Origin of the sequence: Nocardiopsis sp. CNR-923 (assembly GCF_001942255.1) — a bacterium.
GTDB lineage: Bacteria > Actinomycetota > Actinomycetes > Streptosporangiales > Streptosporangiaceae > Nocardiopsis.
Genome location: NZ_MKKC01000022.1, coordinates 120716 through 141630, shown reverse-complemented (window position 1 = coordinate 141630; position 20915 = coordinate 120716). Strand labels below are relative to the sequence as shown.

Annotated in this window: 14 protein-coding genes and 1 pseudogene; 10 read left to right on the top strand and 5 right to left on the bottom strand. The window is 71.5% G+C overall.

The window, feature by feature from the left end; genetic code table 11:
• From BJF83_RS01880 to BJF83_RS01870, 3 genes are all read right to left on the bottom strand, one after another.
• Nucleotides 1-229, bottom strand: a 229-nt coding sequence (locus BJF83_RS01880) for a ClpX C4-type zinc finger protein (protein ID WP_316042176.1), incomplete at its 3' end; no start/stop codon positions are given.
• Nucleotides 230-350: 121 nt separating this feature from the next.
• A complete protein-coding gene (locus BJF83_RS01875; protein WP_075924921.1) occupies nucleotides 351-1436 on the bottom strand; it encodes a TetR/AcrR family transcriptional regulator in 1086 nt (361 codons plus the stop codon).
• A 139-nt stretch (nucleotides 1437-1575) separates the two neighbouring features.
• Complete coding sequence (locus BJF83_RS01870) at nucleotides 1576-2079, bottom strand: hypothetical protein (RefSeq protein ID WP_075924920.1); 504 nt, start codon at nucleotides 2077-2079, stop codon at nucleotides 1576-1578.
• Nucleotides 2080-2257: 178 nt separating this feature from the next.
• On the opposite strand from BJF83_RS01870, the gene BJF83_RS01865 reads away from it, so the two are divergent.
• On the top strand, nucleotides 2258-3304 hold the full coding sequence (locus BJF83_RS01865; protein ID WP_394329285.1) for a zinc-binding alcohol dehydrogenase family protein: 1047 nt from the start codon (nucleotides 2258-2260) through the stop codon (nucleotides 3302-3304).
• Nucleotides 3305-3322: 18 nt separating this feature from the next.
• On the opposite strand, the gene BJF83_RS01860 is transcribed toward BJF83_RS01865, so the two are convergent.
• Nucleotides 3323-4174 (bottom strand): universal stress protein, encoded by an 852-nt coding sequence (locus tag BJF83_RS01860; RefSeq protein ID WP_083678375.1) that lies wholly within the window; start codon nucleotides 4172-4174, stop codon nucleotides 3323-3325.
• Nucleotides 4175-4354: 180 nt separating this feature from the next.
• Here BJF83_RS01860 and BJF83_RS30240 point away from each other — a divergent pair.
• From BJF83_RS30240 to BJF83_RS01835, 5 genes and pseudogenes are all read left to right on the top strand, one after another.
• Nucleotides 4355-6483 (top strand): annotated as a pseudogene (locus BJF83_RS30240) (SpoIIE family protein phosphatase).
• A gap of 243 nt (nucleotides 6484-6726) precedes the next feature.
• Nucleotides 6727-6912, top strand: coding sequence for a hypothetical protein (locus BJF83_RS01850; RefSeq protein WP_075924918.1), 186 nt, complete (start codon nucleotides 6727-6729; stop codon nucleotides 6910-6912).
• 369 nt (nucleotides 6913-7281) lie between these two features.
• The gene (fxsT, locus tag BJF83_RS01845) at nucleotides 7282-11187 is read left to right on the top strand and encodes an FxSxx-COOH system tetratricopeptide repeat protein (protein WP_143831752.1); all 3906 of its coding nucleotides are present in this window, start codon (nucleotides 7282-7284) and stop codon (nucleotides 11185-11187) included.
• A gap of 13 nt (nucleotides 11188-11200) precedes the next feature.
• Nucleotides 11201-12196, top strand: coding sequence for a hypothetical protein (locus BJF83_RS01840; RefSeq protein WP_075924916.1), 996 nt, complete (start codon nucleotides 11201-11203; stop codon nucleotides 12194-12196).
• Nucleotides 12186-13370, top strand: a complete 1185-nt coding sequence (locus tag BJF83_RS01835; RefSeq protein WP_075924915.1) for a cation:proton antiporter — start codon at nucleotides 12186-12188, stop codon at nucleotides 13368-13370. Before BJF83_RS01840 ends, BJF83_RS01835 begins: the two co-directional genes overlap by 11 nt.
• A 16-nt stretch (nucleotides 13371-13386) precedes the next feature.
• Here the strand turns inward: BJF83_RS01835 and BJF83_RS01830 are convergent, their stop codons facing one another.
• Entirely contained in the window at nucleotides 13387-14703 is a 1317-nt protein-coding gene (locus BJF83_RS01830) for an FxsB family cyclophane-forming radical SAM/SPASM peptide maturase (protein WP_083678372.1), read from the bottom strand.
• A gap of 525 nt (nucleotides 14704-15228) precedes the next feature.
• Here BJF83_RS01830 and BJF83_RS01825 point away from each other — a divergent pair.
• The 4 genes from BJF83_RS01825 to BJF83_RS01810 all read left to right on the top strand — a co-directional run bounded on the left by BJF83_RS01825 (nucleotide 15229) and on the right by BJF83_RS01810 (nucleotide 20892).
• Nucleotides 15229-16026 carry a toll/interleukin-1 receptor domain-containing protein gene (locus BJF83_RS01825; RefSeq protein ID WP_143831751.1) on the top strand — a complete coding sequence of 266 codons (798 nt, stop codon included), beginning with the start codon at nucleotides 15229-15231 and terminating at the stop codon, nucleotides 16024-16026.
• 11 nt (nucleotides 16027-16037) lie between these two features.
• Nucleotides 16038-16961, top strand: a complete 924-nt coding sequence (locus BJF83_RS01820; protein ID WP_075924913.1) for a toll/interleukin-1 receptor domain-containing protein — start codon at nucleotides 16038-16040, stop codon at nucleotides 16959-16961.
• A 336-nt stretch (nucleotides 16962-17297) separates the two neighbouring features.
• Nucleotides 17298-18095: a hypothetical protein gene (locus BJF83_RS01815; RefSeq protein ID WP_075924912.1), complete on the top strand. Its 798-nt coding sequence runs from the start codon at nucleotides 17298-17300 to the stop codon at nucleotides 18093-18095.
• 370 nt (nucleotides 18096-18465) lie between these two features.
• Entirely contained in the window at nucleotides 18466-20892 is a 2427-nt protein-coding gene (locus BJF83_RS01810; RefSeq protein WP_075924911.1) for an FGLLP motif-containing membrane protein, read from the top strand.
• The last annotated feature ends 23 nt before the right edge of the window (nucleotides 20893-20915 follow it).

The following is a 20915-nucleotide window of genomic DNA, read 5'->3' as shown; positions in this document are numbered from 1 at the left end:
TCACGTACGAGTCCAGGAACTCGTAGATCTCCCGCGGCTTGGGCAGGCTGTCCCACGTGAGCTCGGTGGCGTCGGCGAGTTCCTCCTCGATGATCTCGTCGCACAGGCCCACGCACTCGTCGCAGATGCAGATGCGGCCCGGGCCCGCGATGAGCCTGCGGACGACGCGCTGGTCCTTGCCGCAGAACGAACACGTGAGCGGCGGCCCACTGTCACCGGTGCGTGCCAATCGAACCTTCTCCTCACGCGAGGGGAGCCACGGGAAGGCGCCCAGGGTTTCAGATGATCCCATCATCTGAAATGCACCGTATCCCGAGTCGCGGTAGGTGGCAAAGCACAGCGGAGCCGCGTCAGAGCGGGCTCGCGACGGTGACGGCCGCCACGGCGTGACCCGCGCCCCGGCCCGCGGCACGGGCCGTGATCCGACCGCCGCGAATCCGCACGGCCGCCTCGGTGGCGTCGTCGACCCCGATCACACCGGCCGCCGCCGCGACGGCGCCGCCGTCGTCCAGGACCAGGCGCGGCGGCGGCCACGCGTGTTCGGGCACGGATTCCCGCAGCGCCGCGCACAGTCGTGCGAGCACCGACCGGGCCAGCGGCATCCGCTCCCCCCGATCCCCGGTGACCACGACCGCCGTCACGTCCGCGCCTCCGGGGGCCGAGCGCACCGCCTCCTCGACGGCCTCCAACCGGTGCAGGCCCAGGACCACGACCACGCCGTCGCCGGTCAGGTCGGCGGGTTCGCGGCGGAGCGCGTCGAACGCCCCCGGAGGTGACCACGGCGCGTCCGCGGGCTCCGCAGCCGGCACGTGCTCCAGGTACGGAAGCGGCCAGGCGTCCGCCACATCCAGGTCGGCCAGGTTCGCGCAGGCGCCGATCACACCGAAGGGGTCGACGAAGCCCGGGGCCGCACCGGCCAGACGGACGGCGCCGTACAGGGTGGTCAGGGCTGTCTGCGCGACGCGGACGCGGCGACCCGTACCAGGTCCCGCCAGAGTCTCCAGGGACAGGCCCAGCAGCACCGACTCCAGCCGCAGCAGCTGGGTGAAGGCCTGCCGCAGCGGCGCGTCGTCCAGGCTCTCGGGGAGGGGGTCCGCCCACCCCGGCGGCGCGCCGGGCGAGGGTCCGGCCAGCAAGGCGCGGGCGAACGCGCCCAGTACCGCACGGGGCGTGCCCGCGGCCGGGGGCGGCGATGCGGGCCCGACCGCAAGGCGTTCGTCGACCGCGCGCTCGGCGGCCTCGGCCAGGACGGACAGGTACAGAGCGCGTTTGCTCGGAAAATTCGAGTACACGGCGCCCCGGGTGAGTTCGGCGCGCTCGGCGATGCGGTCGACCTTGGCGTCGCGGAACCCGCGCTCGGCGAACTCGTCCCCGGCCGCGGCCAGGACACGCGACCGGTTGCGGGCCTGCTGCTCCGCCCGGGTGATCCGGGCCATCGTCCCCCCCTCGACGGCACGTCCACCCATCGTACGCCGGGATGCGTGGGGCATCCGGATGCCCGGAGCGTCCGGACCGGGCACGACCCGGAGTTCGGGTGGGCCGGAGGGCGTCGTCGGGAGGAGACGTGGCCCGAGGTCAGCTCGTGGTCCTGTGGTGCCTGCCCTTCACCGGTCTGGCGCGTGCCGTGGGCGCCGACCTGGCGTGCTCCCGGCCCGCCTCGAAGATCCAGCGGTCGCGGGCGAGCCGGACCATCCCGCCGACCACGACGAGCGCGGCGGCGCCCATGAGAACGTGGAACACGAGGTCGACCCACAGCGCGGCGCCTGCCTCGACGCCGGTCAGGGTCCTCGCCGCGGTGTACGGCCACGGGGCCGCGAGCAGCAGGACCAGACTCGTCAGGACGGCGGCCGCGCCGCCGACCGAGTGCGGGAACACCCCGTGAACGTAGCGCCAGCCGAAGACCGCGACGGCGACGGCGACCCCCAGCAACAGCGCGTCCCACACGGTGAGCGCGGTCAGGGGCCATGGACGGGCCCCCGCGGCCTCGGTCACGAACAGCATCGAAGAAAGCAGGTACGCCAGGAGCGCCACGACGATCACAACGACGGCGACGACTCCGGCCCTGAGCCAACGCGGCACGGGAAACGCCTCCTCGGGCACGCGGATGAGCGGCTGGGGACCCCGTCGTGGGAACGCGCGGGCGCCGCGTCGACCGCGCTCCCGGTGTCCTTCCCCCTCCCTCCACGCTACACCCCGAACGGTTGTCCGCGCCGCCGTCCCGGCACCGGCCTTACCCCGTTGACCTGGGACTCCATCCGTGTTGGGGTCAGAACATGGAGCTTTTCGGCAACACCGGATTCGACGCCTGGGCGGTCGGGCGCCGGGGCCGGTCGCCACCCGTCCGCTGCGCCGCGAGCGGCGGACGCTCCGGCCGCCCACCGGGCACCGGGTCGTGGTGCGCGTGCGCACGTGCGCCGTCTGCCGAACCGACCTGCACCTGGCCGAGGGCGACCTGCCGCCCCGCAGGCCGGGCACGGTACCCGGGCACGAGGTCGTCGGCGACGTGGTCGCCCTCGGGGAGGAGGCCGGCCGACTGGCCCTGGGGACTCGTGTGGGGGTGGCCTGGCTGGCTGGCACCTGCGGGGAGTGCCGCTACTGCCGCCGCGGCGACGAGAACCTGTGCCCCGACTCCACGTACACGGGCTGGGACATCGACGGCGGCTACGCCCGCTACCTGACCGCCGACGAACGGTACGTGCACCCGTTGTCGGAGGCGCTGGACGACGCGACCGCCGCGCCGCTGCTGTGCGCCGGCATCATCGGCCATCGGGCACTGGCCCGCGCGGACCTGCCCGCCGAGGGGGTGCTCGGGATCTACGGGTTCGGCGCCTCCGCCCACCTCACCGCACAGGTCGCGCTCTCCGGGGGCGCGCGGGTCCATGTCATGACCCGGTCGGAGCGGGCGCGCGAACTCGCGCTGCACCTGGGCTGCCACTCGGCCGCGGGACCCCGGGACGCCCCGCCCGAGCCGCTGGACTCCGCGATCCTGTTCGCCCCCGTCGGCGACCTGGTCCCCACCGCGTTGGCGGCGTTGGACCGCGGTGGGACGCTGTCGATCGCGGGCATCCACCTGAGCGACGTGCCGCCGCTCAACTACCAGGAACACCTCTTCCAGGAGCGAGGCGTGCGCAGCGTGACCGCCAACACCCGTGCCGACGCCCGCGCGTTCCTCGCCGCCGCCGCCGAGCACCCGTTGTCCGTCCAGACCACGCCCTACCGGTTCGAGGACGCCGACCGGGCTCTGGCCGACCTGGCCGCCGACCGCGTCGACGGCGCCGCGGTCCTGGTCATGACGGACGACTGACGACCGCGGCGCGGCCCCTCAGTCCTGGTGGGCGACCAGAACCGGACAGGGCGCGTGGTGCAGCAGGGCGTGCGCGACCCCGCCGAGGGCCAGTCGGGCGAACCCGCGGGCGCCTCGGGCCCCGACCACGATCATGCGCGCGTCGCCCGCCGCGTCCAGCAGCGCGGCCATCGGCTGTGACCGCACCACCTGCCGGACCACCTCCACGTCGGGGAAGTCGAGCAGGCGCCGGGCCAGCACCGCGCTGAGCGCCTCGTTCTGCTCCTCCTCCATCTCCTCCTCCACGCGGCCCCACGGACCGATCCCGGCCTCGGCGAACACGGGAGCGGACCACGCCCACACCGCCCGCACCCGGTCCCCGTGCAGTTCCGCCGTCCGCAGCGCCGCCAGCAGCGCCCGGTCCGCGTGCCGGGACCCGTCCACGCCGACCACGACCTCGGTCCTGTCCGGGTCCATCCCCTCCTCGCCCACCACCAACGCGTACCCGGGGGCGTGCGCCGCGACCTGGTAGGCGACGGAGCCGATCCGCATCCCGGGGAAGCCGCCCCGGCCGCGCCTGCCCACGACGACGACGTCGAAGTCCTGCGCGTGCCTGAGCAGCTCCGCCGCCGGGGAGCCGTCGACCACGCGGACGTCGAGGTCCAGTTCCGGCCAGCGTTCGCGCACGTGCGCCGCCGCCGCCTCCGCCGCCGCGACGGCCTCCCGCTCCAACAGGTCCGAGGGCCAGCGCGACACCGACACGGTCAGGTCGCCGTCGTACACGGTCATCAGCGTCAGTCCGATTCCCCGGCACACCGCTTCCCGGGCGGCGCACTCAGCGGCGCGCAGACCCGCGTCGGAGCCGTCCACACCAACCAGAATCGATCGCACGAGCGCTCCCTCCGTCCTCACCCTCCATCGTCCACCCTGGGACGGCGTGCCCGCGACCCCGACACGGGGCCCGAGAGGCGGGGCCGGCACACGTGGTCACGCCTTTACCGACGCCGTGATCTGCGGCGCGTATCGTCGAACAAGGAGCCGTGCCACTCTGAGGTGACATGGGGAGGGACCATGTCCGATGCGACCGCGGGAAGCGAGAGCACCGCCGAGCACGCACCGGGGCTCGGTGACCTGGGCGGGGAGTTGCGCCGCGTGATCCGGGCGGTCGGCGGGCACGCCGGGGCCGTCTACCTGATCGACCCTGGTGACGACACCCTGGTGATGTCCGTGCTCGCGGGAGTCGCGCGCGATCTCCTGCGCTCCTGGTTCCGGGTCTCGCTGAACACCGTTCTGCCGGTGGCCGAGGCCACGCGGGAAAGGCACCTGGTGTGGCTGCCGAGCGGTGAGGAGCTGGCCCAGCGGTTCCCCCGGGCCGCGATCACCGTTCCCTACGACTTCGCGACCGTCGCCTACCCGCTGGCGACGGACGACGAGATCCTCGGCGGGTTCTTCGTGATCGGCCGCTCCGACCGGCCGGGACTGTCGGGCGAGGAGCGCGAGGCGCTGGCCGGAGCCTCGCGGGCGATGGTCGACACGTTGGATCGCGCCCGTGCCATGGGGCAACCGATCAGACCCACGCCCGCCCCCTACACGCTGCGTCCGCCGCCCGCCGCCTCGGATCCGCACGAGGTCCTCACCGAACTGGTCGACCGGCTGCCCGAGGGCCTGTGCTCCCTGGACGTCAACGGGCGCGTCACCATGGTCACCGACGCCGCGGCCCGGCTCCTCGGCGAGTCGCACGAGCGGCTCGTCGGGCACCATCCCTGGACGGCCCTGCCGTGGCTCGACAACCCGGTGTACGAGGACCGGTACCGGGCGGCGGTGCTCAGCCACCGTCCCACGGAGTTCGTGGCGCTGTGCCCGCCCGACCGGTGGCTGTCGTTTCGCCTTTATCCCGGCGAGACGGGGGTCAGCGTGCTGATCTCCGAGACGGAGGTCGACTGGGAGGGCGAGGAGCCGCACACCCGTCAGGCGCCGACCCGCGCCGGCGTCCTCTACCACATCCTCCACCTGGCCTCAGCGCTCACCGAGGCGGCGAGTGTGAACGACGTCATCGACCTGGTGGCGGACGAGATCGTCCCCGCGGTGGGCGCCAGCGCGCTGGCACTGTTCACCCACGACGCCGAGCGCAGGCAGCTGCGCCTGATCGGCCAGCGCGGGTTCGACCCGGCCTTCGTGGCCAGCATCGACGGGGAGCCCGCCGACGCCACGGCGCCCGCAGCCCGCGCGTCGATGACGGGGGTGCCGGGGTTCTTCCGGTCCCTCAAGGAGCTGCAGACCGTCTACCCGTCGCCGGAGGTGTACGTCCAAAAGGACATGGAGGGATGGGCGTTCCTGCCCCTGGTGGCCTCCGGGCGGCCGATCGGCGCGTGCATGCTCGGCTTCACCCGGCCGCACAACTTCACCGTGCAGGAGCGGGCGGTGCTCAACTCGCTGGGCGGCCTGATCGCACAGGCGTTGGAGCGGGCACGGCTGTACGACCTCAAGCTCAACCTGGCGCGCGGGCTGCAGGCGGGGATGCTGCCCCACTGGCTGCCGCGGATCCAGGGCCTGTCGAGCGCGGCCCGCTACCTGCCGGGGACCGAGGGCATGGACATCGGCGGCGACTTCTACGACCTGATCCCGCTCGGGTCGGGCCGGTGCGCGGCGGTGATCGGCGACGTCCAGGGGCACAACGTCTCCGCGGCGGCGCTGATGGGACAGCTGCGCACGGCGGTCCTGGCGTACGCGACGGCCAGGGACGGCAGGCCCGGCGAGGTGCTGACCCAGACCAACCGGCTGCTGTGCATGATGGAGTCCGAACTGTTCGCCAGCTGCCTCCTGCTGCGGTTGGACACGGTGTCCGGGCTGGTGCGCATGGCGCGGGCGGGCCACCCGGAACCGCTGATGGGCGGGATCGACGGCGGCCACATCCTGTCGGCGCGGAGGGCCTTCTGCTCGGGATCGACCCGAAGGCGGAGTATCCGGAGACCGAGTTCGAGCTGCTCCCGGGCGCGACCCTGGCGATGTACACCGACGGGCTGATCGAGGCGCCCGGGATCGACCTGGACGAGGCCAAGGCCGGGATGGCCGACCGGCTGGCGGCGCTGCACCACCTGCCGGTGGAGCGGGCCGCCGACGAGCTGACCTCGAAGGTGAGCGAGGTCCCCCACCGCAGGGACGACACGGCGCTGCTGCTCCTGCGCGCCGACGCGGCGTGACCCGGTCTGGCGACCGCGCGCGGGGACAGGTCCGCCCGGACGACGGCCGACGCCCAAACCCCCGTTCCGGTGAGGGGCCGCAACCGGCCACCGACGCGTGGGCACGTCAGGGGCGGGGCATGAGGCCTGCGTCACGTGCCGGAGAGGCCGGTCCCGTGGACGGGGCGGGTCACGCGGCCCGGGGAGGCGGGCCGTCGTGCCTGCCCGAGCCTCGCGGCCGCACACGGGAGAGGACGCGCGCCCATGCCGTCGGATGAGGACGACCGGACCGCCTGGGGCGGCGGACCGCCGGAGAGGGAGACGACCGAGGAGGAGAGCCGCGTCGACCGCGGGGCGCGTACGTGCCACGTGTGCCACGGGCTCTTCGGCAGCCCCGGCGACGTCGCCGCCCACCTGGATCGGGGGTGCCCTCCCAGCGGCGAACGGTGACCTGGCGGTCGGGGCGCGCCCCGGCGCCGCTCACGCGTGCGATGGCGACACCTCTGGCTGAATATCAATCAAAAGCAACAAATCACCCAGAACACATCCTAACGATGACGACATCGGACACCGAGCGTCCGCGCGGAGAATTCAGGCACCCAATGGGGCACGCCAGAAACCGCCGTCGCACAATGGACAACAAACACACCGAAACCATCTCGGTTCTTCCCTCGGGCTACAATGACCGGGTTAGACTTCATCGGCCCGCGCCTCCTCGGAGCGCCATTTCGCCCACGCGGGCCGCCCTCGACCACGGCGCGCACGCACACCGTATCGAGCCCCCGGGTGTGAGGTGAACCGATCCGACAGGGAGCCGCCATGAGCGCAACAACCGGTGCCCAGCCGCCGCAGACGGGCGATGGCACCATTATCGCCTTTCACTCGTCGCGCGCGGAAACCGGTCGCACCACGTTGGTCGCGAACGCGGCGTGGCACCTCGCGAGCGTCGGCAAGAAGGTACTGATCATCGACGCCGATCTGCGCTCTCCGACACTCCTGGACTACTTCTCGGCATTCAGGACCTCGCCTGAGGAAAGGCGACGGACGGACGCACCGGGCCTGGTGGACATGGTTCAGGCCCTGGAGGCGGAGGTGGGCCGGGCGACGGCCGCCGACGCCCGCAAGCTCTGCGACGACCACGCCAAGGTCGACCAGTACTACCTCAACCTCACCCGGGAAAGGCCGCTGGAGGGCATCCCCGAGGGATCGATCCACTACCTGGGGCCTGGGCGCACCGGGGATTCCGGGTACCAGTCCCAGGTCAACATGATCGTCGGATCCGGATTCCTCGCCTCACCCCTGAGCAAGGAGTTCGTCCGGTCTCTGCGCCGCTCCGCCCTGAGCCAGGGCTACCACTACGTGCTCGTCGACACCCCGTCCGACCCCGGGGAACCCTTGCACGACCACTGCACCACGATCCTGCCCGACCAGGTCGCGCTGTGCTTCCCCCTGACGGAGAGCGGTATCGGCGACGCGCTCCGCGCGGCCACCCACATCCGGGACGGGAGTTCCGGGCAGGTCCTGGTGCGTCCCATCCCGACCAGGGTGGACGTCGACGCCGAGGACGTGGAGGGGATGAGGGACAAGGCCGCTGAGGATCTGGGCGAGCACATGCCCGGCCGGAGCGGCGACGAGGTCGCCAGGTACCTGAGCAAGGTGGAGATCCCCCAGCGGCGCCGCGTCGGCAACGACCGGATCCTGGCGGCCTTCGTCGACCGGCCCCAACTCCAAGGAACCCTCTTCTCGACCTCCGCGCAGATGGTTCGCACACTGACCGGGGTGAAAGTTCCGGAGGACCGGCACCTGACGGAGCGACAGCGCGATGTCCTGCGGGGCCGTTCGCTCGGACGCTCCTGGTACACCCTGCCGCGGGTCGAACTCCTGTTCCACCCGCGCGACCGCGGCTGGGCCGATTGGATCCAGGCGCAGCTGGAGTGGGCGGGGTCCACCGTCACCCGCCTCGCACCGGAGTCCGACGGCCCTCCGACTGCCGAGTCCAGGGACCGGACCGTCCTGCTCGTGATGTCGAAGAACCTGCCGAACACCCTCACCGCGGAGAGGGCGATGCAGATCCGGCACTCGGCGCGAGGCACCGGGTCCACCCCGGGCCTGGTCGGGGTCAAGGTGAGCGAGGGCGTGCCCGACGAGGCGTTCGGCGACGTCGACAGGGTGAGCCTCCACCTCCACGACGAGGACGACGCCCGGCAGACCCTGCTGGACAATTTCGGCGGCAACGCGCTCGCGCGACGCCGCACCGCTCCCGTCAACGGTCCGCGGTTCCCCGGATACCGGTTCAGCGGATCGCAGCCGGGAGCCCGACTGCACGGACCGCTCGAAAACCTTCCCGTGTCGGACCCGCACTTCACCGGGCGTCAGGAGATCATCCAGCGCATGCGCGACACCCTGGGTTACACCATGGACGGGAAACCCTGGTTCGCGTTGACCGGCCTGAGCGGGATCGGCAAGTCCGCGATCGCCCGCGAGTTCGCCGACCAGTTCAGGTTCGACTACGACCTCCAGTGGTGGATACCGGCGCAGAAGCCAGACCTGGCCGAGGCGGCCCTGGCCTCGTTGGCCAGTGAGGCCGGGTTCACCGCGACGGGCGACCACGCGACCGCGGCGCGGGCGCTGCTGGGTGAACTGACCCAGGGCCGACGCTGGCCAAGGGTCCTGCTGGTCTTCGACGGCGCATGCAACGTTGGAGACCTCAGGGACCTGATCCCGCAGGACGGCTGCCACGTGATCGTCACCACTTACCACCAGGAGTGGCGCGGCCTGGAGAACGTCGCGTGGACGGAGGTTCCCACCTTCGATCCGACCGAGAGCAGGGAGGTGCTGCGTCGACGGCTGCGCAACCTCCCCGAGGCCGTCGCCGACGAACTCGCCGACAAACTCGGGCACCTGCCGCCGCGACTGCGTCAGGCCGCTGAGGCGATCAACGCGCGCAACCTGCGCGGCCACGACCCCGACTCCGCCCAGGAGTTCCTTCGGCTGTTGGAGGAGTCGGCCGTTCAGGACGGCGGCGACACGACCGCGCCCTCCCCCGTGACACCCCTGTTGCTGGACGAACTGGGCGACTTCCATCCCGCGAGTCTGCGCCTGCTGGAACTGTGCGCCTTCCTCGACCTGGACGCGATCGACCCCCGGCTGCTGCGCTCGGCGCCGGCGGTGCGCGAGTACGGCGACGCCGACCGGGAGATACGTGACGGCTCCAAGGACACGGGAGCCGTCACGCACCAGGTCACGCGCTTCCTGCTCGTGGAGAACGACGAGGAGAACCACGTCTTTCGCATCCACCGCAGCGTGCGGGACCAAGTCCTCGACCGCATGAGCACCCAGGAGAGGGCACGACGCCGCACCGCCGTCCAGCGCGTCCTGGCCTCCTGCGCGCCCTCCGACGAGCAGCCGCACGGCGGCGGCCACGACGCCCTGTACCGCCAACTCGCCCGTCACGTGGAGTGCTCCGGCGCCCTGGACTCCACGGACGAGGAGGTGCGCCGGTGGCTGACCAACCAGGTCCGTCACCTGTGCTGGTCGAACGATAACGAACGGGCGGAGCGCTGGGCCGAGCGGCTCTTCCACCAGTGGACCGAGAGGTTCGGCGAGGAGGACGTCCTGCGGCTGCGTGTGGGCACGCAGTGGGCCAACGCCTTGGCCAACCTCGGTGAGAACGCGCGAGCCGAGAGCGTGAACAAGCAGACTCTGGACCTCCTCCACTCCACCCAGGGTCCGCGCAACCGCTACTCTCTGCTCGCCCAGCAGGCCCGCGCCCGGGATCTGCGCTTCCTCGGGCGCTTCAACGAGGCCTTGGAGCACGATCAGGCGGCTCATCAGTTCTACCTGGAGGAACTGGGCGCCGACGACCGCGAAGTGCTGCGGGCCGAGCACAACCTCTCCCTCTCCCTGGTCGCGGTGGGGGACTACCAGTCGGCCCGGGACACCGCCCAAAGGGTGTTCGAAGCCCGCGCACGGGTGCTCAAGGACCGCGATCGATCGACCTGGTACACCGGATACCACCTGGGAACGTACATGCGCCTGTGCGGGGAGCACGCCAGCGCCGAGCTTCAACTGGGGCTGAGTATCGATGGTCTGACCGAGACCGTCGGCGCGTCGTCGTCCCACACACTGCACGCCGTCAAGGAACTGGCCGCCACGCGACGAAGGATGGGCGAGTTCGACGCGGCGCTGGAGGAGTCACGCAGAGCATACGAACTGCATCGGAGGTTGCACGGGGCCCTGCACGCGAGGAGCCTGGACATGGGCGTCGAACTCGCCGCGTGTCTGGCGGCCAAGTCGCGGTTCGAAGACGCCCTGGGGCAGGCCGAGCACAACCTCGACGCGCACACGCGGGTCTACGGGCAGGAGCACCCCCGCACCCACGTCGCCCGCTCCCACCTGTCCGCCTACCACGAACGGCTCGCAGACGCCGAGACCTCGCTGTCGCTGGCCGAGCGCGCGCACAGCGGGCTCGCCGCCGACCCCCACGTCGGGCCCAACCACCCGTTCACGCTCGGCGCGGCCATCAACCTGGCCAACAGCCTGGTCGCCAACGGCGAGCCGGACAAGGCCCTGAAGTTGGACACCGACACCGACACCGCCTACCGCGACCGTTTCGGTCCCTCACATCCACACAGTGAGATCGCGGCGGCCAACTGGAACGACAGCACCAACCGGCGCAAGAACCGCAAGACCGGCAGCGGTGGGCGCAGTTTCATCGACGGCTGACGAAAGGCACCCCATGTCCGACCTCGACGCCGACCACGAGCCCAAGGTGTCTCGGGCCCCCCACGCCAACGGGCCCAAGTACGACCCGCTGGTGGACAAGTGCCAGGACGGGGTCGGTGACGGCGGCATCCACCACCTGTCCTACTTCGACCACGGCCTGCTCTCCTTCTCCGTCACCTCGGCGCTGTTCGGACTCGGTCTGGCCGCCGACCAGGACGACGTGCGCTCACAGGTGGACCGCATGGGCCGCCGCCTCGCCTTCGTGCACACCCGGGTGGACTACTCCCTGGCGTCGGTCCGCAGTGGGCGACTCATCAGGATGGTGCTGCTCCTGCCCCCCGTCGCCGTGCTCTACTACCTGGTACGCCCCGGTGAATACCTCGTCGCGGCCGTGGTCGGCACCGGCCCCGAGGAGGTCGACGCCGCCGACAGGAACACCGCGGCCCTGGTCGGGAGGTTGCGGTCGATCATGGGCCTGGGCAGCCAGAACCCGGGGGGTTTCTCGACGATGCTTCCCAGCTGGAAGGAGCATGAAGGGAGCGATCCACCACTCGTGACGCAGGGATCGACGGAGGGACGGGGCACCGAGCACGAGGCGTGCACGTTCGCCGTCGCGGCCGATGACCTGCACTACGTCGCCTGCTTCGAGGACAGCCGCTTCACCTTCTCCGTCGACCTGCTCGACCATCCGGCCCTGGCGGTCTTCTTCCGCGACATCACCGTGGACGAGCGCCGCTCGCGCTACCAGGACATCGGGAACCTGCTGCACCGCGTGGTACGGATGATCAACGGCTCCGCCCTGGCGCAGTGGGGCGGGCCGCTCGGCGAAATGGTGGTCGACGTCGAGGAGGGCGCCGTCTACTACTTCGGCCTGTGCGACGGCTCCTACCTCGTCGGCGTCACGCTCGACCAGAACCGGGTGGACACGACCGAGCAGGTGCTCAGACAGCTCGCCTCCACATTGCGGCAGATCCGTGGAGTCGACGGGGCCGCTGACCATGCCCAGTGAGCAAAGACGGGGCGCGGACGGGAGCCAGCGCTCACCGTCGACTCCGTCGTCCTCGGTCCTGGCCGCGGCGCGGCGCGCACTCACGCTGCCCCTGCTGTCCGCCCTCGTGGCCACGGGCTGTGGTCTGGCGGTGGCCGGGGTGCTGGACCTGGGTGACCTGAGCCAGTCCGGGGCGTACCTCATGGTGGCCGCTGCCCTGCTCGCGATCGGGCTGTACGGCAGCACGTCGGGCATCGACGTGCGCCAGACACGGGGCCATGTGAAGACCGTGCTGATGGCGGTGACCGTCGGCGTCCTGCTCAAGGCCGCTCTGATATCGGCGGTGATGTACCTGGCGTTCGGGCGTCCCGAGTACATCGTGCTGGGGGTCGCTGTGGCCCAGATCGATCCCCTCTCGGTCGCCGCCCTGCGCGGCGACGGGCGGCTGTCCCCCCGCGCCCGGTCGATCCTGTCCGCGTGGTCGTCCTTCGACGACCCGATCACGGTCCTGCTCACCGTCTACTTCTCGGCCCTGGCGCTCAGAGCCGCCGGGCGCGCCGCGCCGACCGGAGCCGACGGTGCCATGGACTACGTTTTCGACCTGGTCGCCAACGCGGCCTTCGCAGCGGCGGTGCTGCTGCTGTGGTGGCTGGGACGCGAGCTTCGACGGCGACGCGAGGACGCGTCGGCCGCCAGCGGGACCGGCGGGGCCCCGCCCGCGCGGCGTGTTCTGGGGACCACGTATCTGGGCGGTCTGCTCGCGCTGGCGGCGGCCCAGTTCCTGATGCTGGGCATCGCGCTGGTCGGCCTTTTCTTCCGGCCGCTGTCCGAGCGGTTCGTCGACGGCCTGGTGCGGTACGCGCTGCTGGTCTCCTCGTTCTGCCTGGGGTTGCTCCTGATCCAGGGCGTGTCGCCGGTCGAGGGCATGGTGCTCGGCGCACTCGCCTTCCTCTCCCAGGCAGTGGTCAGCATTCCCATCACGCGCGGCCTGCCGAGAGACGACCGGATCTCCCTCGCACTCGGACAGCAGAACGGGATCACGGCGATCATCCTGGCCCTGGTCCTGCAACCGTCCTTCCCCGAGACCGTGGCCATCGTGGCTCCGGCGATCCTGACCGCGAACCTCCTCCACTTCGCGGCCAACGCCGCCTGGAACCGCGCACGGCGGCGGGTGCCGGACGGCCTCTCACGCTGAGAAGGCGACTTTGGCCTCAGCACACCCACGCTGACACCCGTCGCTCGACGTGCTCGATCAGTCGGCGCATGTCCGCGCAGTACACCGTGGGGTTGTCGAACCCGTTGACCGCCCGGTAGCGGTGGGCACGCGTGCCGCCACCGCAGATCGTGAACACCGGGCATCGCGCGCACGCGGCGCACGTCTTCTCGTGGACCGGCCCGCCGCCGTCGAAACCGTCCCTCATCACGTTGCGCCCGGTGACCCCGGCCCCCTCATAGACGATCTTGAGGTTGTCGTGCACCTCGATGGCCCCATCGGTCTCCACGATCACACAGGTCACCGGCGCGGTTCCCAGGTCCGACCGCAGGCTGGAGCCGCCGCGGCCGAGTCGGAACAGCGAGTCGAACATCCGGATCCTCACCCGGGTCTCCGAATCGGCCCACCAGCGCTCGAAGACCGCGATCAACCAGTCGGCGTAGGGAGTTCCTTGGGAGGGCAGGCGGGGAGGCGGCGCCTCCCAGGTTCCATGCGGCAGCAGGAAATCCAGGACCGGCGGCTCGTGCTCCGCCAGGGACTCGTAGGTGGTGACCGGATCGTTCTCCAGATCCACCGTGCACAGCAGTCCGCCGAAGAGGTGCCGGTGGGCCGGTGAGCGCAGCAGGTCCAGCGCGGCGGCGACGCGGTCGTGGCTCGCGCGGCCGGACGGGTACCGGCGGTGCCGGTCGTGTTCGGCTGCGCCGCCGTCCACGCTGACGCCCACCGTGACACCCCACCGGTCCAGTACACGCAGGACCGGGACGTCGAGCAGAGTGCCGTTGGTCTGCAACACCAGGTGCACCGTGGTCGCCAGGCCCTCGAAGGCCGCGCGCACGGCCCCGGCTAGGAAGCCGATGCGGTCACGCCCCGCCAGGAGCGGTTCTCCGCCGTGCAGGATCACCGTCACCTCGTCCAGTCCGTGGCGCGAGGCGTACTCCGCCAGACGGTCGGCGACGGTGAGCATGAGAGGTTTCTCCATCACCCGCGGGCGGCGGGCCCAACTCCGGTCGGGCGAGGTGTACACGTAGCAGTAGTCGCAGGAGAGATTGCAGCGGCTGTGCACCTTGAGGACGACGGTGTCGAATGCGAGCGGACGATCCGTGCGCTCGTCGCGCTTGGCTTGCGCCACCGTACGCGCGCGGCTGACCGGCGCGAGTCCGCGCAGCGGTGGAGGGGCCGCTTCAAATCCGTCTCCACCCTTGGTCTCGCCGCCGTCTCCCTCCTTCTTGTCCTTGCCCAGCAGCGGCAGGAGAGCGGGGGGTGCCCGGTGGACCCCCGGGGAGGTGTACCGGAACACTTCCCTTGATTCAGTCATGATTTCCCCTTTCACTGTATTATCCCCACAGTTCGCATCTAGCGTGAAATCATTCACAACGCCACAGCGGCCGCTCGACCGACGCCCAGACCGTAGCCAGGAATGGGTGCGACCACATGCGCACACCTCGTCGACGCGCAGTCCCCTTGACCAAGCGGTTCCATTCATGCCCCAGGCGAGCAGGCGAAATCTCCGGTGTCCGCATCCGGCCGCGTGAGGTGTTTCAATGGTGCTGGGAAGCGCCGTATAATCGGCGAAAGAGCCGTGAAGTCCCGGCCGGAAGACCGCGAGCGGTGAGGATATGTGTGATGTTCGCACAGAATCGACCGGGACGTGAGGGGAACAGTGGAATGTCTCTTTCTCACCAGCCACGCTGCCGCTGACGAAGGCACGTGGATCCGCCGTCTGCACACCGACCTGGAGTGTGAGCTGAGTCGTCGGCTCGGCCGTGCCGTCCTGGGAGTCGTCGCCGGCCCCGACACGCCGGAATCGCATCCCGTGCGGGCGTCGTCGACGGTCCCGGCCATGATCGCTTGTCTGTCGGACGCCTACTTCGCGGACGCCGCCTGCGGACGGCAGTGGCGGATCTTCACGTCGCGTCGCACCCTGGTGCCGTTCCCACGCTCGGGCCCCGAACCGCCGACCGAGGCGGCGGCGCTCATACCCCTGCTGTGGAGTCCCTGTCGCCGACCGCTCCCCGAGAACGTCCCCCCCGTGCACGATCCCGTGGGCGCCCCGACGGGGGTCCGTGACCTCATGCGGACCAGCGGTGACCACGGAGCCTACATCGACCTGCTCGCCGCACTGGCCGACCGCGTCCTGAACGCGCAGCGGCTCGCGCTGCGCCCGTGGCCGGAGAGCGATGTGGCGCACATGCGCCCCGCGTTCGGAACGACCGCCAGACGCCCTGCCTCCCGTGGTCCCGAGACGGCCGGCCGCGCCGGGACGCACCGGGTGGCCATCAACCACGTCGCCGCCGACCGGCCGTGGGCGAACTGGCTGCGCGGCCTGCTGGTCGACGCCGGGTACCGGGTCGACCTCGTCGACCACGACCCCCGTGGGTCACTCGCCGCGTCCTCCACGCGGGAGACGCGCTCGGACGCCGAGGTCGTCGTGCTCTCACGCAACTGGACGGCCGCCGCGCGCCTGCCCGTGGGATCCGGCGGCACCGCGGGCGCACCGTGCGGACCACGCGCGGTCTGGGTCCAGGTCGACCACGACCCGCCCCCGGGAAGCGGGGCCCTGCGTCCCATACCGCTCTACGGTCTCGACGACGCCATGATCCAGCGTCTGCTCACAGCCCTGCGTTCCCCCCCTACGTGATGCGGTGATCCATGAAGGCCCCTCACTTCTTCCTGAGCTACGGCGACCGCGCACCCGAGCGGGAATACGTCCAAAGGTTCCTCCGCGATCTCGAAAGGGCGGTCCGACTGCAAGGACACGAGGAGACGCGGGCGGTCAGCGGACCCACGCTGACGCCCGGCCCCGGATGGAAACGGCGACTCCTCAAGGAATGCGCCACCGTCGGCTGCCTCGTGGCGCTCCTGAGCGACAGGTACTTCAGAAGTGACTGGTGCGCGAAGGAGTGGTGGACGGTGGACGAGCGAATCCGCAGGCGCGGGGATCACACGGACGCCGGCGTACCGTGGATCATCCCCGTGATCTGGCGCCCCCTGTCCTCTCCCATTCCCGACGCGATCCGCTCACAGCAGCGCACCGACTGGTACGTGCACCAGGACGCCAGGCGGCGAGGTGTCCTCCACCTGATGGACCGAGACAACCAGGGCCCCTACCGGGAGACCTGCCAGACGATCGCCACCCTGGTCGTCGAGGCCTTCTCCCACGACCTGCCCGCTCTGGACGACGGCCAGGGACCTCAACTCTCCTGGGACGCGAGCGCCTGGAGGCGTCCGAAACAGTCGACACCGGTCCCGGAACCGCCCCCTGAGCTGTCACCGTCGGAGAAGCTCGTGCACATCCTCTCCCACGTCCCCTCCCTCGACGAGGAGGACACCTGGTCCAGATTCCTGGACGGGATCGCCCGCAGCCGACCCATGGGGGTTCCACTCCAGGCCTGGCAGTGGCCGCACACCTCGCCCTCCCCCGAACGCCACCAGAACCTGCTCAAACACCTGTGCACGCAGTACCGGCGCGCCCACGTCTTCGGGTGGGTCGCCGACGCCCTGGAATCGTCCACCGGCGCCACCGGTCACGCGCAGGCGATCCGCTCGATCCGCGACGACCTCCCCGAGGAGTAGCACCATGCCGCCCGCCCCGCCCGCCAACGCGGCGGCAGCCCGGCGACGACCGCGACGGCGGATCGCGGTGGTCGGCAGCGTCGACCCCGACCGCACCTACCGTCCGCCCCTCCGCGAACCTGGGGCGCCCGCGACGCCTGCCACGACATCGGTCGCGCGCTCGCCGCCGCCGAATGCGATCTCCTGGTCTTCTCCGACCGGCCCACGTACGCGGAGGCGCTGACGGCCCTGGGCTACGCGGAGGCCTCCACCGCGCGGTCCCCGGGAACGATCATCGCGCACCCTCCCCGCCACAAGACCTTCACCCTCCCCCTGCCCGAGTCCTCCACCGCGCGCGTGCGCACCGTCCGCGACACGAGCGGCGAGTGGGAGGTGCCCTTCTACCGGGCCCTGTTGGGAGCCGACGGCGTCATCCTGGTCGGCGGCGGCCAGTCCACCCGCATCACCGGGATCCTCGCCATGGCGCAGGACGTCCCGATCCTGCCCGTCGCGGCATTCGGCGGCGGCGCCGAACAGGTGTGGACCAACCTCGACAAGGTCCGCAACCACGCCACGGACGAGGACATGCGGCTCATGGGCGCGCCGTGGTCGCCCGAGTCCGCGACGGACCTGGTCGCGACGCTCGTGCGGCACGCGGACGAACGCGACGCGCGGGCGCGCGGGGAACGGACCCGGGCCCGACTGCACCGGTGGGCCGAGGCGTGCGTCATCCTGGCCGCCGGACTGCTGCTGGCAGCAGCGCTCAGCGCCATCCCCCTGGTCGGGGGACCCGCTCCCGCCTCGGCGACCAGCCTCGCCGCCCTCCTGGTCGCACCGATGTCCGCGGCCGTCTCCGGCGCGCTGATCCGCAACTCCTTCGGTGAGGGCGGGTCCTGGCTGCACGCGGGGGTGCGCGGGCTGGGGGCCGGAACGGTCTCGGTCCTGTTGTACGTGGCGGCGCAACTGCTCACCGTGCCGGACCTGCTCGACATGCTGGACGCGCGCCGTCTGCTCTTCTTCGTCATCCCTTTGGGGTTCAGCGCAGGATTCACCTTCGACCTGGTCCTGGAGCGACTCCGCGGCGAGGGGCAACGGATACCGGCCGCCGGGGCCGCGCCCGACGACGGTCCTGGCACGGCGTCGTCCGCGACGTGAGCCGGTTCGACCTCCGGAGCACGGTTCCCCTCCAGCCCGCACCGGCCGTGTCCGCGAGCGAGTCCGGCTTGGAGGGCGCGCCTCGCGCCGGAGGAGTCGATGGCGCCGGTCCAGCCGCGGCGGAGGTCGCCCCCCGAACGTGGCTGTCGTGCGCCTGACCGACCGGTTCTGCGACCGGGGCGTGCGCCGCCCCGTGATCGGCGAAGTCCCCGTTCACGACGCACCGGCGCCCCCGTCCGGCACACGCCGCGCCCCGCGCCGCACCCAGCACGCGGCAGGCGTCCGGATCCGGCCATCGCCCGGCGAGGGCCCGAAACCGCTGTGATGATGAGATCTGCGTCCTGTCGTCGGAAGCGACCGGGAGTCCCCCATGCAGCGAGCCGCACACGGTCACCGCCGATCCTCGGACCAGGCGAGCGGCCGAACGCAACCCGCTCTCGGAGCCCAGCGGCGGAGAGGACGTCACCGGCTCCGAGCGCTCCCCGCCGTCTTCGGAGCCGAGCCCACCGCCCGATCCCGCCGGGACCGTCGGCGATGGTCCTCATCCGCCTGGGTCGGCGCCTGCGCCACCCTGACCGCCCTCGCCCTGGTCGGGGTTCCGAGCCCTCCCCCGGCCGCGCACGCAGACGAGGAATCCGAGCCCGAGGGGTCCGCCCGCTGGTACGAGCTGTGGAACCCGGGCTCCGACGTGGTGCTCCTGGCCGTGGTGCCCGACGCCGCCGCGTGCGCGCTTCCCGAGGGAGCCGAGGGCCCCGGTGGTGAGCAAAGTCGCGGTGTGCGGCTGTTCGGCGGCGGAGAGTTCACGTCCAGCGCCGGCGACCCGAACATCTCCTTCGAGATGTCCCAGGACGAGTACTCCGTCTTCTACGCCGACCCCGACGACCTCCTGGTCATGTTCGACCGTCCGGGGTACCGGTTCCCCGACGAGCCGTCGCAGAGCATGCCCTATCGCGACTTCACGGCCTCCATCGAATGCCTCTCACCCGAGGGCGATTGGGAACGGGTGGCGAGCCAGTTCCTCGCGCCTCCCTTCGCCTACTTCGAGCCGACGCACACTGTGGACCCAGTCGACCCCGTCATTCGGGACGGGATCCTGCCGATCGTCCCCGACGGGCGCGACGTGCTGGAGGTCGAGATCGACGGGGACCCGGTGACCCTCGACGCGGCCGGTGACGGGTTCGCGCTCCCCCCGGATCTGGAACCCGGCTCGCACCTGCTGACCGTCCCCGGGTACAGCCTCTCCTCGACGGATCCGATCATCGGGGAGGGCCTGGAGTTCCCCTTCATCAACGGGTACGCGGCCCCGCCCGCCGCCCCGGAGCCCGAACCCGTGTCAGGCGACGGTGACGGAATCCCCCTCCTGTCGGAACTGCGCACCGACCCGGCCACCCTCTTCACGGCCCTGGCCGTCGCCGCGGCCCTGGGCGGCACGGTGTGGTTGCTGCTCGGCTTCCCCTCCGACATCTTCAACAAGGCGCTGGAGGGAAACCGAGGACGCCCGCGCGCCTGGCGACGGCGCCTGCGCGCGCTACTCCAGGCGGGTGTGCTGGGCCGGGCCCTCTTCTCCCGCCGGGCGCTTGCGGCGTTCCTCGTCTTCTGGGGGTTGTCGGCCGCGCTGCCGGTCTGGTCGGGCTGGAAGGATCCCCCCGAGGGCACACCGCTTCTGGACTTCCTCGGCCTGCTCATCGCGGTGCTCGCCGTGACCGTGCTGTACGCGTGGGTGGTCCACGCCCGCGACTGGTCCTGGTCCCAGGTACCGGGCCGCTTCGAGGTGCTTCCGGCCGGTCTGGCGATCGTCGCCGTGTGCTCGGCGGCCTCCGCGGCGGCGGACTTCGAGCCCGGCTACTTCTACGGCCTGATCGCAGGGTTCACCGCCGTGGCCGACCGCGGGGCCAAACTCGGGATGCCCGATTCCGCCCGGGACGCCTTCGTCCGCGAGCACGAGGGTCGGGCCACGCTCACGGGCGCCCTGTGCGTGCTGGCCCTGGCCGTCGCCTGCTACCTGTTCTGGAACTCCCTGCACCCCGTCGTCGTGGAAGGAGGAGCCCCGTTCGGAGCCCGGCTCCTGGACAAGGCGCTGTCGTCCACCGCGTTGCTCGGCATCCAGACGGTCGTGTTCGGCCTGCTGCCGATGAAGTTCCTGGACGGGCACCGCCTCTGGCGCTGGGGCCGTCTGCGTTGGGCGCTGGCCTTCGTTCCGGGGGCGTTCGTCTTCGTGTACCTGCTCCATATGCACCCCGACGAGGTGGCCGGCAAGACGGAGCCCGAGTCGTTCCTCGCGACCGCCGCCCTGTTCGTCGGCTTCGGGGTGCTCTCGCTCGCCGTGTGGGCCTTCTTCGTGTGGCGCGCTCGCCGCACCGCCGCCGCACCGCACCGGTCGTCCGCGGCCACCGCGACGCCTCCGGTCCGACCCGGTCCCCCCGTGTCCGACCGGGGCAGCCTCGATCGGACCGACGAGGGCGCGCCCCCAGAGTCTCCTGAACTCCCTTCGGCCGAGCAGTCCGCGGACTCCGCGGCGGTCGAAGCCTCGGTGGGCGACGGAGAGACGGGAGAAGGATCCGAGGACAGGACCGGGGAAACGGTGCAGGACGGCCGGCCAGCCGAATGCACGGAGTCGGCGTCCGCGGATCCCTCGGAGAGGGGCGAGTCCGCCTCAGCCGAGGAGGGCGGCTCCCCTCCCGCCGGCACGGCGCCCAAGGGCATCAGCGCCGATGTCCAAGCCAGCCCCGCCGGGAGTCCCGACAGCGCGCCCGAAGGCGTCGTCCCCACGCCGGAGAACCACTCCCACCAGACCTGACGGGCATCCGCCCTCGCACACGG

Coding starts and splice junctions, on each gene's coding strand:
- BJF83_RS01850 (WP_075924918.1), top strand. CDS start 6,727: ATGCCGTCGGATGAGGACGACCGGACCGCCTGGGGCGGCGGACCGCCG.
- BJF83_RS01820 (WP_075924913.1), top strand. CDS start 16,038: ATGAAGGCCCCTCACTTCTTCCTGAGCTACGGCGACCGCGCACCCGAG.
- fxsT (WP_143831752.1), top strand. CDS start 7,282: ATGAGCGCAACAACCGGTGCCCAGCCGCCGCAGACGGGCGATGGCACC.
- BJF83_RS01810 (WP_075924911.1), top strand. CDS start 18,466: ATGCAGCGAGCCGCACACGGTCACCGCCGATCCTCGGACCAGGCGAGC.
- BJF83_RS01825 (WP_143831751.1), top strand. CDS start 15,229: ATGATCGCTTGTCTGTCGGACGCCTACTTCGCGGACGCCGCCTGCGGA.
- BJF83_RS01830 (WP_083678372.1), bottom strand. CDS start 14,703: ATGACTGAATCAAGGGAAGTGTTCCGGTACACCTCCCCGGGGGTCCAC.
- BJF83_RS01840 (WP_075924916.1), top strand. CDS start 11,201: ATGTCCGACCTCGACGCCGACCACGAGCCCAAGGTGTCTCGGGCCCCC.
- BJF83_RS01835 (WP_075924915.1), top strand. CDS start 12,186: ATGCCCAGTGAGCAAAGACGGGGCGCGGACGGGAGCCAGCGCTCACCG.
- BJF83_RS01875 (WP_075924921.1), bottom strand. CDS start 1,436: ATGGCCCGGATCACCCGGGCGGAGCAGCAGGCCCGCAACCGGTCGCGT.